This window comes from Erwinia sp. MYb375 (assembly GCF_037479175.1).
Classification (GTDB): domain Bacteria; phylum Pseudomonadota; class Gammaproteobacteria; order Enterobacterales; family Enterobacteriaceae; genus Erwinia; species Erwinia rhapontici.
Window position 1 is genome coordinate 147000 of record NZ_JBBGZS010000019.1, and the last position, 15337, is coordinate 162336.

At 58.8% G+C, this 15337-nt stretch carries 8 protein-coding genes; 1 reads left to right on the plus strand and 7 read right to left on the minus strand.

All coding sequences use genetic code 11. The features are described 5' to 3' along the window. Window positions 1-134: 134 nt before the first annotated feature. Complete coding sequence (locus WH279_RS11450) at window positions 135-1175, plus strand: NADP(H)-dependent aldo-keto reductase (protein WP_133846086.1); 1041 nt, start codon at window positions 135-137, stop codon at window positions 1173-1175. A gap of 48 nt (window positions 1176-1223) precedes the next feature. Here WH279_RS11450 and lplT read toward each other — a convergent pair whose 3' ends face one another. From lplT to WH279_RS11485, 7 genes are all read right to left on the minus strand, one after another. Continuing rightward, on the minus strand, window positions 1224-2441 hold the full coding sequence (gene lplT, locus WH279_RS11455) for a lysophospholipid transporter LplT (protein ID WP_133846087.1): 1218 nt from the start codon (window positions 2439-2441) through the stop codon (window positions 1224-1226). Continuing rightward, a complete protein-coding gene (gene aas / locus WH279_RS11460) occupies window positions 2438-4594 on the minus strand; it encodes a bifunctional acyl-ACP--phospholipid O-acyltransferase/long-chain-fatty-acid--ACP ligase (protein WP_339456658.1) in 2157 nt (718 codons plus the stop codon). The genes lplT and aas overlap by 4 nt, the downstream gene beginning before the upstream one ends. 127 nt (window positions 4595-4721) lie before the next feature. Then, entirely contained in the window at window positions 4722-6275 is a 1554-nt protein-coding gene (locus WH279_RS11465; protein WP_200643170.1) for a methyl-accepting chemotaxis protein, read from the minus strand. Between the two features lie 101 nt (window positions 6276-6376). Then, window positions 6377-7768, minus strand: a complete 1392-nt coding sequence (locus WH279_RS11470) for an efflux transporter outer membrane subunit (RefSeq protein ID WP_339456661.1) — start codon at window positions 7766-7768, stop codon at window positions 6377-6379. A gap of 16 nt (window positions 7769-7784) precedes the next feature. Beyond that, window positions 7785-10883 carry an efflux RND transporter permease subunit gene (locus tag WH279_RS11475; RefSeq protein ID WP_339456663.1) on the minus strand — a complete coding sequence of 1033 codons (3099 nt, stop codon included), beginning with the start codon at window positions 10881-10883 and terminating at the stop codon, window positions 7785-7787. After that, complete coding sequence (locus WH279_RS11480) at window positions 10880-14071, minus strand: efflux RND transporter permease subunit (RefSeq protein WP_339456665.1); 3192 nt, start codon at window positions 14069-14071, stop codon at window positions 10880-10882. The genes WH279_RS11475 and WH279_RS11480 overlap by 4 nt, the downstream gene beginning before the upstream one ends. Next, complete coding sequence (locus WH279_RS11485) at window positions 14068-15303, minus strand: MdtA/MuxA family multidrug efflux RND transporter periplasmic adaptor subunit (RefSeq protein ID WP_339456667.1); 1236 nt, start codon at window positions 15301-15303, stop codon at window positions 14068-14070. Before WH279_RS11485 ends, WH279_RS11480 begins: the two co-directional genes overlap by 4 nt. Between the last annotated feature and the right edge of the window lie 34 nt (window positions 15304-15337).

The window sequence follows — 15337 nt, forward strand, 5'->3', positions numbered from 1 at the left end:
CTTCCCCCACCCGGCCTGCACGGTTATAGTCGAAAACCGGGTTTTTGGCGTAACCTGCCAGCCCCAGGCAAAAAGCCCCTGTTGCGGACGCCCTGATGTCCCTGACCTTTGACGAATGAAAAAGGAAGCCGGCCATGCATTATCACCGTATCCCTCACAGCACCCTGGAAGTCAGTTCCCTGGGGTTGGGCACCATGACGTTTGGTGAGCAAAACAGCGAAGCCGACGCCCATGCACAACTGGATTTAGCCCTCAGCCGCGGGATCAACCTGATTGATACCGCCGAAATGTACCCTGTGCCACCCCGCCCGGAAACCCAGGGCCTGACCGAGCAGTATATCGGCAGTTGGCTGAAGGCCCGTGGCAACCGCGATAAAGTCATTCTCGCCTCTAAAGTCTCCGGGCCCGTACGCGGTGCCGATGCCTCTATCCGGCCGAATCAGGCGCTGGATCGCAAGAATATTCGTACGGCGCTGGATGCCAGCCTGAAACGTCTGAACACCGACTATCTCGACTTATACCAACTGCACTGGCCGCAGCGCCAGACCAACTACTTTGGCAAGCTGAACTATCAGTACACCGATAACGCCGCCACCGTGACGCTGCTGGAGACGCTGGAAGCGCTGACTGAGCAGGTGCGCGCAGGTAAAATTCGCTATATCGGCGTATCCAACGAAACGCCGTGGGGCGTGATGCGCTATCTGCAGCTGGCAGAAAAGCATGAGCTGCCGCGCATTGTCAGCATTCAGAATCCCTACAGCCTGCTAAACCGTAGCTTTGAACTGGGGCTGGCAGAGATCAGCCAGCACGAAGGGGTTGAACTGCTGGCTTACTCCAGCCTGGCGTTTGGTACCCTGAGTGGCAAATACCTTAACGGTGCGAAACCTGCCGGGGCGCGTAATACGCTGTTCAGCCGCTTTACCCGTTACAGCAGCGAGCAGTCGAATCAGGCAGTAGCCGAGTATGTCGCGCTGGCGAAGCAGCACGGGTTAGATCCGTCACAGATGGCGCTGGCCTTCGTGCGTCAGCAGCCGTTTGTTGCCAGCACCCTGTTGGGCGCCACCACGCTGGAACAGCTGAAGATCAATATTGACAGCTATGATGTCACGCTGAATGAAGAGGTGATTGAAGGGCTGGAAGCGATTCACCGTCGCTACACCTACCCGGCACCGTAAGAACCGCAGGCAGGGCGATCGTTCGCCCTGCCTGGTCTGACTGCCCCGTCAGAGCTGACGGGTGACTTTGCGTTTCTGCGCCAACTGCCAGCCCCACAGCACCGCAATCGCCAGCGCAAACAGCGCACCAAAACCCACGCCCGTTGCTACCGGCGGCGCACCAAACTTAATCGCCAGCGTATAAAGCCCAAGCATCAACAGCATCGCGGTGTTCTCACCCAGATTCTGTACTGCCACCGCATTCCCCGTGCCTACGGAGTCTTTGCCACGCATCTGCAATAACGCGTTAAGCGGTACGACGAAGAAACCGCCGAGCATCCCGATAATCACCAGCAGCACATACGCATTGATGGCCTGCTGCTGTAATGAGAAGAACAGCACCGCCACGCCAATCAGTACACCGGCCGGCATACAGCGCCCCACGGTTTTTAACGTCACCAGCTTCGCTGCGGCAATGGCACCGAAGACAATCCCAATCGCCACCATCGCATTCAGCAACGTCGGGGTTTTATTGTCGCTGATCCCCAGCGCCACCGGCACCCACAGCACCAGCAGGAAACGCAACGTCACGCCCGCACCCCAGAACATACTGGTACCCACCAGTGAGAAACGGGTTTCGCCATCACGCCACAGGGTGCCGCAGGCGCGGAAGAAGCTGGCCGACATGCGGGCCGGATGCCATGACTGACCGCCGCGTGCGACCGCCAGTTTTGGGATCAGCACATTCGCCGCCACCGCCAGCGCATAAGCCAGCACGCAGGCCACCAACGCCGCCGTCAGATTCCAGTCAGCAAGGAAGCCACCCGCCACCGATCCCAGCAGGATAGCGGCAATGGTGGAGGACTCCATCAGACCGTTGGCTTTCACCAGCGTGTCACCGCCGGTCAGCTCCCCGAGAATGCCGTATTTCGCCGGAGAATAGGCCGCCGCACCAATACCCACAAGGCTGTAGCCGAGGAACGGGTCAAAACCAAAACAGATCACCAATGCGCCCAGTAGCTTGAGAGCATTGGCAAACATCATGACTCGCCCTTTGGCAAAGCTGTCGGCCAGTTGCCCGACAAACGGAGCCAGCAGGATGTAGGTGGCCACAAACATCATTTGCAGCACCGGCTGGCTCCACTCCGGGTAGACCAGTGATTTCATCACGGCCAGCGTGGCAAACAGCAGCGCATTGTCACCAAATGCGGAGAAGAACTGCGCAACAATCACCGCCATCATGCCCTTCGACAATAGCGGCTGACCACTCACCTGGGATGTGCTCATGCCTGTTCCTCCGGCTTTTCCGCCATTTCACGCAGGGTGACGAAGTCCGGTTTCCCGCTGCCCAGCAGCGGCAGCTGCGATAACACGCGAATATCACGCGGAACAGCCAGCTCAGGGCTGCCCAGTTCGCGCGCCGCACGGGTCAACTGTTCGCGGGTCAGGCTGGCATCGGTGGTAAACAGCACCAGAGCCTCGCCGCGATTACCGTCCGGCTTGATGGTTGCCGCATGCTGTTTCTCCCCTGAGGCTTTCAGCGCAATCAGTTCAACACTTTCCAGCGAGACCATCTCTCCGGCAATTTTCGCAAAGCGCTTCACGCGCCCCTGAATCTGACAGAAACCGCCCTCATCAAAGCTGACGATATCACCGGTGTCATACCAGCCGGCGTCCATCTGGCCTTCGCCGTTATCCGCCTGAGGCGCTTCCAGCACACCGGGACGCTCCACGCGCAGATAACCTTTCATAATGTTCGGGCCGCGGAGCTGTAACAGACCGCCCTGTTCGATCCCCGGTACAGAAACCAGGCGCGAATCCATGCCCGGCAGGATGCGACCCACGGTGTGGGATTTCGCGGCCATCGGCACGTTGATCGCCACCACTGGCGCGCACTCCGTTACACCATACCCCTCAAGAATACGGATGCCGTATTTCTCCATCCACAGTTCACGGGTCTGGTTTTGCAGCTTCTCCGCCCCCGCCACCACGTAACGTAAACGGGCAAAGTCATACGGACTGGCAAAACGCGCATAGTTACCCAGGAAAGTGGAGGTGCCAAACAGCACGGTGCAGTTACGGTCATAAACCAGCTCCGGCACAATGCGATAGTGCAGCGGGCTGGTATAGAGAAACACTTCCGCACCGGTCATCAGCGGGGTAAACAGGCCCACCGTCAGGCCAAAGGCGTGGAACAGTGGCAACGCCGACATAAAACGATCGCGCGGCGTAAAGTCAGCCACGGTGCGGATCTGTTCAACGTTCGCCAGCAGGCTTTTATGCGAATGCACCACCCCTTTCGGGTGGCCTTCAGAGCCGGAGGTAAACAGCACCATCGCGGCATCTTCCGGCTGCTGCGGCACCTGTGCCCGGGAAGGCATCAGCAGATGGCGCAGGATCCACAGTTTGTCCTGAGTTGTGACGGTATCTTTCAGATCTTCGAGGTAAATCCACTGTACCTGAGGGATGCCTTCCGGCAGATGCCACAGCTTGCCTTTATCGAGGAACTGACGCGAGGTGAATACCGTTTTCACTTCAGACGCGGTCAGAGCGCTGGTCAGCCCTTTCACGCCTGCGGTGTAGTTCAGCATCGCCGGGATACGCCCGCGCATTGATGCACCGAGGATCGCCGCTGCCGTGACGGTGGCATTCGGCAGTAACAGGCCGATATATTCCCCCGGCTGGCTATAGCGCTCGAGAATACGTCCCACCCCGAGCGATTTTTTCAGCAGCCCGGTGTAGCTGTCAGGTTTAAAATTGACGTCTTCCACGCAGGGTTTAAACAATCCATAGCGGGTGCGTGCGGCCAGGAAGGCCTGGTACAGTGTTTCACGCGGACGTACCGCCATGCGGGCTTCCATCATGATGTGATGCAGATGCTCACCCGCCAGACGACGACGATCGCGCGCACGCGGTGCTTCGGGCATCGGAATAATCGTCGCAGGCAGTACGGTCAGGGTAATTCGCGGGAACAGACGGCGTTTAAACACGCCGGCGAGGCGGCCAAACAGGGTGTATTCGGCACCTTCAATGCGCAGCGGCACCACGGTCGCCTGCGATTTTGCCGCGACAAAACCCGCACCATCGTAGATTTTCATCAGCGAGCCGGTCACGGTAATACGCCCTTCCGGGAAGATCACCACCGGGCGTCCCTGGCCAATCAAGCGCACCAGATGCTTGATAGACATCGGTTTGGTCGGGTCGAGGGGAACGAAGTCGATCACCGAGCGCAGCGCACGCATATACCACTGTTCGCTGATAGAGGAGTAGACGGCAAATACGGGTTTCACCGGCAGGAAAACCGCCAGCAGGATGCCATCAATGAATGACATATGGTTCGGGGTGATCAAGACCTTCTCTTTATAAAGCCCGGAGAGATCGCCCGTCAGGCGGGCACCAAACAGCACCCGTAGCAGAAAACGCAACACAGAGAACAGCATGCTTTGTCCTTTTTCGCTGTAACAAATTGCGTTAACGATGCAGCAAAGGTGCGGACAACTCAATATCTAATACTTTTTTCCTGTTTCTCCGCTAACGGGGCGAGCACTTCGCCCCGTTAGCCCCGGATTAAATTTTAAACACCGCCATCGCCTGCACCAGCTGCTGGCTCTGATCTTCCAGTGAACGAGTGGCCACGGCAGACTCTTCTACCAGTGCGGCATTCTGCTGCGCCACCTCTTCCATCTGGCTGACGGCAACGTTCACCTGGTCAATCCCCTGGCTCTGTTCACGCGAGGCATTGGCGATCTCTCCCATCAGCACATTGATGCTGGCGATCTGCCCGGCAATGGTATTCATAGTGTCGCTGGCTTTAGCGGTCAGTTGCGATCCGGTATCCACGCGGCTGCGTGAGTCGGCAATCAGTGCGTGGATCTCTTTCGAGGCCTGCGCACTGCGCTGAGCAAGCGTACGCACTTCATTCGCCACCACCGCGAAGCCCCGCCCCTGCTCGCCGGCACGTGCGGCTTCTACTGAGGCATTCAACGCCAGGATATTGGTCTGGAAAGCGATACCATCGATCACTTCAAGAATGCTGGCTATACGATCGGAGCTGCGGGAAATCTCCTTCATATTATTCATCACATCACTCATCAGATGGTTACCGGCACTGGCCGTACCCGAGACATTTTCCGACAGTTCATGACCATGACGGGCATTTTCAGCATTATGTTTTACTGTTGCCGTCAGTTGTTCCATGCTGGCGGCGGTCTCTTCCAGCGAGGATGCAGAAATTTCGGTACGACGCGACAGATCGTCATTGCCGTTCGCCAGCTCGGCACTGCCCGTTTCAATCGCCAGGCTGGCATCACGCACCCGGCTGACCGAGTTCATCAGTGACTGCTGCATCAGCGCCAGTCCGGCATTCAGGCGCCCCAGTTCATTGCTGCCCGCTTCCGGCAGCGGCCTTGTCAGGTCACCGCTGGCAATAAACTCCAGCTGATTCACCGCCTGATTCAGCGGTTTCAGCAACATCACCCGCAGTACCATCCACCCCATTGCAATCAGCACCAGCGTCAGCACAAAGCAGATAGCGATCAACACCAGCATCCGCGTACGGTCGGCGCTGGCCTGCTCAAGCTGCTGCTGCCCGGTTAACTGGGCATAATCAAAGAACGCTTTGTTGGCCTGGTCGAAGGCGATGCCCAGCGGGCGCAGACGGGTATCAATCATGGCGTAATAGGTGGTGAGGTCACGCTGTTGCAGAGCCTCAATCATCGGCTTCAGCCCTTCACTCATATACGTCTGGTAGGCGCGGTTAATATCCTCTCCGAGCGCTTCGCCCTTGCCGCTGCCTTTGACGGCGGTAAAGAAGCGCGCAAGGTCATCATGGGCTGCCGCCGCATACTTGCCCGCACGTTCAGCCGCGGCGGCCCCTTCCGGTAGTTTACCCAGTTCAATATTCCGCACCGCCAGTGAAGCCACCACGCGGATACGCTGCATGTTGGTGTTACTGCTGGCAAGGTTGCCTAGCTGCACGCCCTGGGTCAGGTTGACCGCATTCAGCGCGTCGTAAGATTTACCAATCGCCACCACGCCCAGCACGCTAACCACCAGCAGGATCAGTGCCATAAGCGCGAGCAGGAGAAGCAACCCGGTACGAATCGAGAGATTTTTGATCATGATATTTTCCGCAGGTGAAGTTTTTTTTAGGCTATAGCGGGTATATCGGCAGGAAGAGAGGATAACTGTAGGGGCGGGTCCATGCCCGCCCATGCCCCATACTACGGCGTTTTCCAGCCGCCACCGGTTGCTACAATCAGCTGCACGCTGGTCACCCACTGGGTGCTTTGCAGTGTCAGCAGGCTCTGCTGCTGGGTCAGGCTGGTATTCTCGGTGGTGGCCACGTCGAGATAGTCGATCATCCCGGCCTGATACTGATTGTTAGTGACGCGTGCGGACTCCTGTGCTGAGGCCGCCGCACGCTGCTGCGCCTGCATTTCCGCCTCGAAGGTGCGCAGTGCCACCAGATAGTTTTCTACCTCTTCAAAGCCGGACAACACCGTCTGCCGATAGCTGGCCACATCCGCATCGTACGCGGCGCGTGCCTGATACACTTTCGCGGAGGTGGCTCCGAAATCAAGCAGCGTACCGCTCAGGCTGGGTCCCAACGACCAGATGCGATTGGGTAAGGTCAGCAGATGACTGAAGCTGGAACCGGAATAGCCCGCACTGGCGCTGAGCGTCAGATCCGGGTAGTAACCGGCAATCGCCACGCCCACGGCGGCATTGGCGGCGGCCACCGTGCGCTCTGCCTGGGCAATATCCGGGCGGCGTTGCAGTAAATCTGCGGGCAATGTCACTGGTGCCGCCGGCAGTGTGGCCTGAAGCGGTGCCACCGCGAGGCTAAACTCTGCCGGGGTTTTCCCCATCAGTACCGCAATCGCATGTTCAAGCTGAGCACGTTGCCAGCTGAGATCCAGCGCCGAAGCCCGTGCGCTTTCAAGCTGGGTTTCCGCCTGCGCCAGGGTGCCGCGTGATTCACTGCCTGCCTGATATTTATTCTGGATTACCGTCAGATAACGCTGATAGGCATCCACGCTTTTCTGATACAGCGCGATGCGCTGGTCAAGAATGCGTAGCTGGAAATAGTCCTGTGCCAGTGTTGACTGGGCGCTGAGGGTCATATTCGCCAGTTCGGCCGCGCTGGCCTCTGCGCTGGCCCGGTTCTCCTCCAGCGTGCGGCGCAGTTTGCCCCAGATATCCAGCTCCCAGGAGGCGGAGACCTGCAATGCGTGGCTGTTACTGACCGACTGACCGCTGGTGCTGGTGGTGGCAGATGCCCCGCTGCGCGTCGAACTGCCCGTCCCGGTGACCGTTGGCAGCAGATCGCTGCGCGATTCTGAGGCCAGCGCCAGCGCCTGGCGGTACAGGGCTTCATACTGCGCCACGTTCTGATTCGAAATCTTCACCTGACGCAGCAGGCTATCCAGCGTGCTGTCGTGGTACACCGCCCACCAGTCGCCTTTACTGAGCTGATCCTGTGGCCTGGCCTGATGCCAGCCTTTGGCCTCTTTATACTGCAACGCGGTCGGAGCTGTCGGGCGCTGGTAATCCGGGCCAACGGCACATCCGCCAATCAGCAATGCCAGTACAAGGGGAGTACGTTTTTTCATTTTCATCATTATTGAGTTATTCAGCATGACGCAGACGCAGCCACTGACGTCGTGTGGCACGGCTGGCGCGGTCAAGATAGAGGTACACCACCGGAGTAGTGAATAAGGTCAGTAACTGGCTCAGGGCCAGACCACCGGCAATCGCCAGCCCCAGCGGGCTGCGCAGATCGGCATCTCCCCCGCTGCCCAGCGCCAGCGGCAGTGCGCCGAAGAACGCCGCCAGGGTGGTCATCATTATCGGACGGAAGCGCATCAGGCAGGCCTGAGTGATCGCCTGTTGCGGGGTCATCCCCTGCTTACGTTCGGCCGCCAGCGCAAAGTCGATCATCATAATGGCGTTCTTTTTCACGATGCCAATCAACAACAGGATGCCGATCAGCGCGATCACCGTCAGCTCCGTGCCGGTTAACAGCATCAGCAGCAGCGCGCCCACCCCGGCGGACGGCAGCGTGGAGAGAATGGTTAACGGATGAATATAACTTTCATACAGCATCCCCAGCACGATATACACCGCGGCCAGCGCCGCGAGGATCAACCACGGCATTGAGGCATTCAGCTCGGCAAAGGCCTGCGCGGTGCCGGCAAAACCGGCCTGAATCGTATCCGGCAGGCCAATTTTTGCCATCGCCGTTTTCACCGCCGCCTGCGCCGCTTCAAGGGATGCACCGTCCTGGAGGTTAAAGGCGATGGTGCTGGTGGCCGACTGACCCTGATGGTTGACCGACAACGGTGCATTACTGCCGCTGATGCTGGCAAAAGCCGACAGCGGAATGCGATCGCCACTGTCATTGACCACAAACAATTTGTTGAGCGTATCCGGATCGCGCGTCCATTCCGGGCTGAGTGACATCACCACATGATACTGATTCAGCGTTTTGTAAAGCGTGGCTACCTGACGCTGGCTGAAGGCATTATTCAGCATGTCATCCAGCATCTGCACATTCACACCCAGCCGGGTGGCGCGGTCACGATCGATAGTGATCATCACTTCCTGCCCGCCAGTCTGGGAGTCAGAATCAATGCTGGTTAGCAGGGGGATCTGCTCCAGCGCCGCCTTCACTTTCGGTGTCCAGATACGCAGCGTATCCAGATCGTCAGCCTGCAGGCTGTACTGATACGAAGCGTTAGCACTGCGCCCACCAATATGAAGATCCTGCGCCGCCATCAGGAACAGTTCGACGCCAGGCACATTCTGGGTTTTACCGCTGAGGCGGTTGGCCACTTCGCTGGCACTGGCATCGCGCTGATCGAAATCTTTCAGATGGACGAAAAACATGGCGGTATTGCGCGAGCCAAACGCCCCGCTGCCCATTGAGGACATCACCCCATCCACCGCCGGATCTTTTTCGATCATCGCTGCATAGGCTTTCACTTTCGGTTCCATCGCCTGGAATGAGGCGTTCTGATCGGCACGCATCATGCCCATCAGCAGCCCGGTATCCTGGTTCGGGAAGAACCCCTTCTGCACCACGGAATAGAGAAAGACGTTAAGGATCACCGTCAGCAGCAGGCTGAACATCGTCAGGCGCTGATGGCGCATCACCCATGTCAGCGCAGCGGCATAGGCAGCCAGCAGGCGGTTGAGGCCATTCTCAATCCACTGATAGAGCGGATGTGGGCGTTTCGTCACCGCCGGTTTACGCTTCAGCAGACGCGAACAGAGCATCGGCGTCAGGCTGAGTGAGACCAGCATGGAGATAATCAGTGAGGCGGTGAGCGTCACGGCAAATTCGCGGAACAGGCGCCCGACAATACTGCCCATCAGCAGGATCGGGATAAACACCGCCACCAGCGACAGCGTCATCGACAGCACGGTGAAACTCACTTCCTGCGCACCTTTGATCGAGGCACGCACCGGGCTGAGCCCCTCTTCGATGTAGCGGGTGATATTTTCCAGCACCACGATGGCATCATCCACCACAAAGCCGGTGGCGATAATCAGCGCCATCAACGACAGGTTATCGAGGCTGTAACCGCACAGATACATCACCGCGCAGGTGCCAATCAGCGATACCGGCAGCGCCAGCGCCGGGATCACCAACGCACGCACATCGCGCAGTAAAACAAACACCACGCCGATGACCAGCAGCATCGCAATCAGTAAGGTCTCTTCGGTTTCATACAATGATGCGCGCACGTTGGGCGAACGGTCGACCACAATGGTCAGTTTCACGTCAGCGGGCAGATCTTTTTCAATCAGCGGCAGTTGGGCTTTAATGCCATCGATGGTCTCCAGCATATTAGCCCCGGCGGAACGGGTCACACCGATGGTCACCGACGGTGAACCGTTATAGAAACCAGCGCTGTAGTTATCTTCCACGGAATCAGACACCTTAGCGACATCGCTCAGGTGAATGGCACGCCCGTTGCTGTAGCTGACCACCAGATTACGGTACTGGCTGGCCTGATCGAGCTGGCTGTTGCCGTCCACCATCCATGACTGGCTTTTCCCTTCCAGCCTTCCTTTCGGCAAATTAGTGGTGCTGTTAGCGATGGCTTCACGCACGCTGTCCAGTGACACACCCGCCTGGCTTAACTGCTGAGGTTGCAGGTCAATGCGCACCGCAGGCAGGGCACTCCCGCGCAGGGAAACATCCCCCACGCCCGTCACCTGGGCGATCTTCTGTTTGATTTTACTGTCGGCCAGATCGTACAGCTCAGCGCTGGTGCGGGTGGTGGACGACAGCGCCATCATCAGCACCGGGGCATCGGACGGGTTGGCTTTCTGGTAGGTCGGTAGCGACGGCATACTGCTCGGTAGCAGGCTGCGCGCTGCGTTGATGGCGGCCTGCACATCGCGCGCCGCGCCGTTTATATCGCGATCGAGGGCAAACTGCAGGATGATATTGGTCGAACCTTGAGAACTCTCCGAGGTCATCTCAGTGATACCGGCAATCTGCCCCAGCGCACGCTCCAGCGGCGTGGCCACCGTGGCAGCCATCGTTTCCGGGCTGGCTCCCGGCAGGTCAGCCGACACCATAATGGTCGGGAAATCCACCGTCGGCAGCGGGGCGACCGGCAGCAGTCGATAGCCCAGCGCCCCCAGCAACACCAGCGCCAGTGTGAGTAACAGCGTGGCAACCGGGCGGAAAATAAACAGACGCGTCATACTCATTCACGCCCCCGTGCGGCGTCTGAGCGGCGCAGATAACGTTTCATGCGCTGTGACAGCCCATCAAACCACAGGTAGATCACCGGGGTGGAAAACAGTGTCAGCACCTGGCTGAAGATCAGCCCGCCAACAATCACCAGGCCCAACGGCTGACGCAGCTCTGCACCCGAACCGGAAGCCAGCATCAGCGGCAGTGCGCCCAGTAGTGCCGCCATGGTGGTCATCAGGATTGGACGGAAGCGCAGCAGGCAGGCCTGATGGATCGCCTCACGGGGGCTGAGGTGCTGCTTGTGCTCGGCCTCCAGCGCAAAGTCGATCATCATAATGGCGTTCTTTTTCACGATGCCGATCAGCAGGATCACCCCAATCAGTGCGATCAGGCTGAATTCGGTATCCGCCAGCATCAGCGTCAGCAGCGCCCCCACCGCCGCCGACGGCAGCGTCGAGAGAATGGTCACCGGGTGAATAAAGCTCTCGTAGAGAATACCCAGTACCACATACATGGTCAGCAGCGCTGCGAGGATCAGCCACAGCGTATTGCTGGTGGCACTCTGGAACGCCGCCGCTTCGCCCTGATAACGCAGGGTAATCGACGGCGGCACCGCCAGTGAAGTGCTCTCCTCACTGATGGCCTGCTGCGCCTGTTCCAGCGAATAGCCATCATTGAGATTGAAGGAGACGGTGACCGCCGGGAACTGATTCAGCCGCATATGTACCAGCGAGCCGGTACGGAGGTGAATGCTGGCGACCGAGGTCAGTTTCACCATGCCACTGGTGGTGGTGCTGGCCGTGCTGTCCGTTGAACTGCTGCTGGTCGTGCTGGTGCTGGTTGTACTGGTTGATGATGACGAACTGCTGCTGGTTGAGGGTTGCAGATAGATATCATCAAACGAGGCCGGAGACTGCTGGAATGCAGGGGCCACTTCCAGCACCACACGATACTGATTCGACTGGGTGAAAATGGTGGAGATCAGGCGCTGACCAAAGGCGTTATACAGCGCGGTGTCCACGTCTGAGGCAGTAATGCCGTAACGGGCGGCTGCATCGCGATTCAGCTCAACGTATGCCACCTGCCCCTGATGCTGCAGGTTACTGACCACCGAGCTGAATTCCGGGCGCTGCTGCAATGCGCTGACCAGCTTCGGGGACCACGCCACCAGGTTCTGGCTGTCCGCATCGTCAAGCGTCAGTTGGTAGCGATCCGGCGTGATCTGATCGTTCACCGTCAGATCCTGCGCGGATTGCAGATACAGTGAGATGCCCGGCACCCCCGCCGTCGCCTGTTGCAGCTCGGCAATTACGCTGTCGGCGCGTTCATCGCGCTCGTCAAACGACTTGAGGTTAATCTGCAAACGGCCGCTGTTCAGGCTGGTATTACTGCCGTCGATCCCCACCGTCGAAGAGAGGCTTTCGACCGCCGGGTTTTTCAGGATAATGTCCGCCAACTGCTGCTGACGCCGTGACATCTCTTTAAATGACACATCCTGAGAGGCGACGGTTACGCCCTGGATCAACCCGGTGTCCTGCGCCGGGAAGAACCCCTTCGGCACCACCAGATAGAGCAACGCCGTCAGGGCCAGGGTGGCTAACGCGACACACAGCGTTAGCCGTTGATGGTTGAGGACGACGGTCAGCAAGCGATCATATCCGGCCACCAGCTTGTCAAAGAACTCGCCGCCCTTGCGGTAGAAGCGCGTCTGGCGGTGTTCAGGAATATGGCGCAGCAAATACGCACACAGCATCGGCGTCAGGGTCAGCGACACCAGCATGGAAACCAGTATCGACACTGCCAGCGTGATGGCAAATTCGCGGAACAATCGCCCCACCACATCCCCCATAAACAGCAGCGGGATCAGTACCGCAATCAGCGAGAACGTCAGGGAAATAATGGTAAAGCCAATCTGCTGCGAGCCTTTCAGTGCGGCTTCCATCGGGCTTTCGCCCTTTTCCAGACGGCGGGAGATGTTCTCCACCACCACAATGGCATCATCAATCACGAAACCGGTGGCCACCGTCAGCGCCATCAGCGACAGGTTATTGAGGCTGAATCCGGCGAGATACATCACGCCAAAAGTGCCCACCAGCGACAGCGGCACGGCAATGCTTGGGATCAGCGTCGCCGCAACGTTGCGCAGGAACAGGAAGGTCACCATCACCACCAGCGCAATCGACAGCATCAGCTCAAACTGCACATCGCTAATCGATGCGCGAATGATCTGGGTACGATCCGACAGCACGGTGACTTTGACGCCGTCCGGCAGCGCGGCCTGGAGGGTCGGCAGCTGCGCTTTGATGCTGTCCACCACCGAAATCACATTAGCGCCCGGCTGGCGCTGCACGCTGATAACAATCGCCGGTGTATTATTGGCCCACGCCGACTGATATGTGTTCTCAGCCGCTTCTTCAATATGTGCCAGGTCGCGCAGACGCAGCGCCGAACCATTTTTCCAGGTCAGGATCAGGTTGCCGTATTCAGCGGCAGTGCGCAGCTGATCGTTGGCATCGATGGTGACCGAATGGTACTGACCATCAAAGCCCCCTTTCGACCCATTGACGTTGCTGTTGCTGACCAGCGTATTGACGTCCTCCAGCGTCAGGCCATGTGCGGCCAGCGCTTTCGGGTCCATCTGCACGCGGATGGCAGGCTGATGCCCCCCGGCCAGCGTCACCATGCCCACCCCGGAAATCTGTGACAGCTTTAGCGCAATACGGGTGTTCACCAGATCCTGCACTTTGGTCAGCGGCAATGTGTCTGAACTGGCGGCTAAGGTGATCACCGCGCTGTCCGCCGGGTTGACCTTTTTATAGGTCGGCGGATTGGGTAAGTCGGTTGGCAGCAGACTGTCGGCGGCATTAATCGCCGCCTGCACTTCCTGTTCGGCCACATCCAGTGACAGATCGAGAGAGAACTTCAGGCTGATCACCGACGAACCGCTTGAACTGCTGGAGGCCATCTGGCTGAGGCCTGACATCTGCCCAAGCTGGCGCTCCAGCGGTGCCGTCACGGATGAGGCCATCACATCCGGGCTGGCACCGGGATAGAGTGTGGTGACCTGAATGGTCGGATAATCCACCTGCGGCAACGCCGATGTGGAGAGCATACGGTAGGCAAAAATACCGGAAATCAGCACGCCCACCATCAGCAGGATGGTGGCTACCGGGCGTTCGATAAAGATGCGCGATGGGTTCATTGCGCTTTCTTGCCCCCGATAGCGGCGGCCGTCTCTTCGGCGGTGACCACCGAGACTTTGCTGCCGTCGGTCAGACGGTCAATGCCTTCCGTCACCACCTGTTCACCGGCGCTGACGCCTTCAAGGATCGCCTGCTGGTCGCTGCCAAACACCGGCCCGGTTTTCACCGCTTTGCGGGTCACCGTGTTGTCTTTATTGACCACGTAGACAAAACTGCCATCGCTGCTCAGTTGCAGCGCTTGCCCGGGGATCACCGTCGCCTGTTTCAGGGTGCTGGTTTGCAGGCGCAGGTTAACAAACTGATTGGGGTAGAGCGACTCGTCGAGGTTGGCAAACTGCGCTTTCAGCGTAACGGTGCCTGTGCTGGTATCAATCTGGTTACTGATAAACTGCACTTCCCCCTGCGCCAGCTCGCTGCTGCCCTGCTGGTCGAATGCGGTGGCAGGCAGGCTCTGATCGTTGTGCAGTGCTTTCAGCAGCGTGGGAATATTGCTCTGCGGCACGCTGAAGGTGACGGCGGCGGGTTGCGTCTGCGTGATGGTCACCAGCCCGGTCGTTGAGCTGCTCTGCACCATATTACCGGCATCCACCAGACGCAGACCAACGCGCCCGCTGATCGGCGCGGTGATACGCGCGTACTCAATATTGAGTCTGGCGGCATCAATCTGTGCCTGATCGGCTTTGACCGCCCCGCTGTACTGCCCGACCGTGGCGATCTGGGTGTCGAGGTCCTGACGCGCCAGCGAGTCCTGAGCATACAGTTTCTGATAGCGGGCCAGCGTCAGTTGCGCGCTTTTTAGCAGCGCCTGATTTTGGTTGAGATCGCCCTGATACTGCGCCAGCGTTGCCTGGTAGCTGCGCGGGTCGATCTGCGCCAGCACCTGCCCGGCGGCCACTTTCTGCCCCTCTTTAAACCAGACGTGCGTCAGCTGTCCGTCGACACGGCTGGTCACGGTCACCGTCGCATTGGGGATCACCGTACCCAGCGCCGTCAGGTAGACCGGCACATCAGCCAGCACCACGGGGCCAGTGTGCACTGGCGTCGTCATGCCCGCCATCATCTGTCCTGGCCCACCCGGGCCCCCCGGACCACGCATACCGCCACGGCCACCGGCTCCGCTCTGACCGTGCGGCCAGAAATGCCAGGCCAGAGCAGCAGCAAGCAATAGCAAAATAACGCAGAGGATGATTTTACGCCGGGCGTGCGATTTCTTCGGGGAGGTAACGGTCATGAGGCTCTGTTCAATAAGATGCAGCAAGAGGATA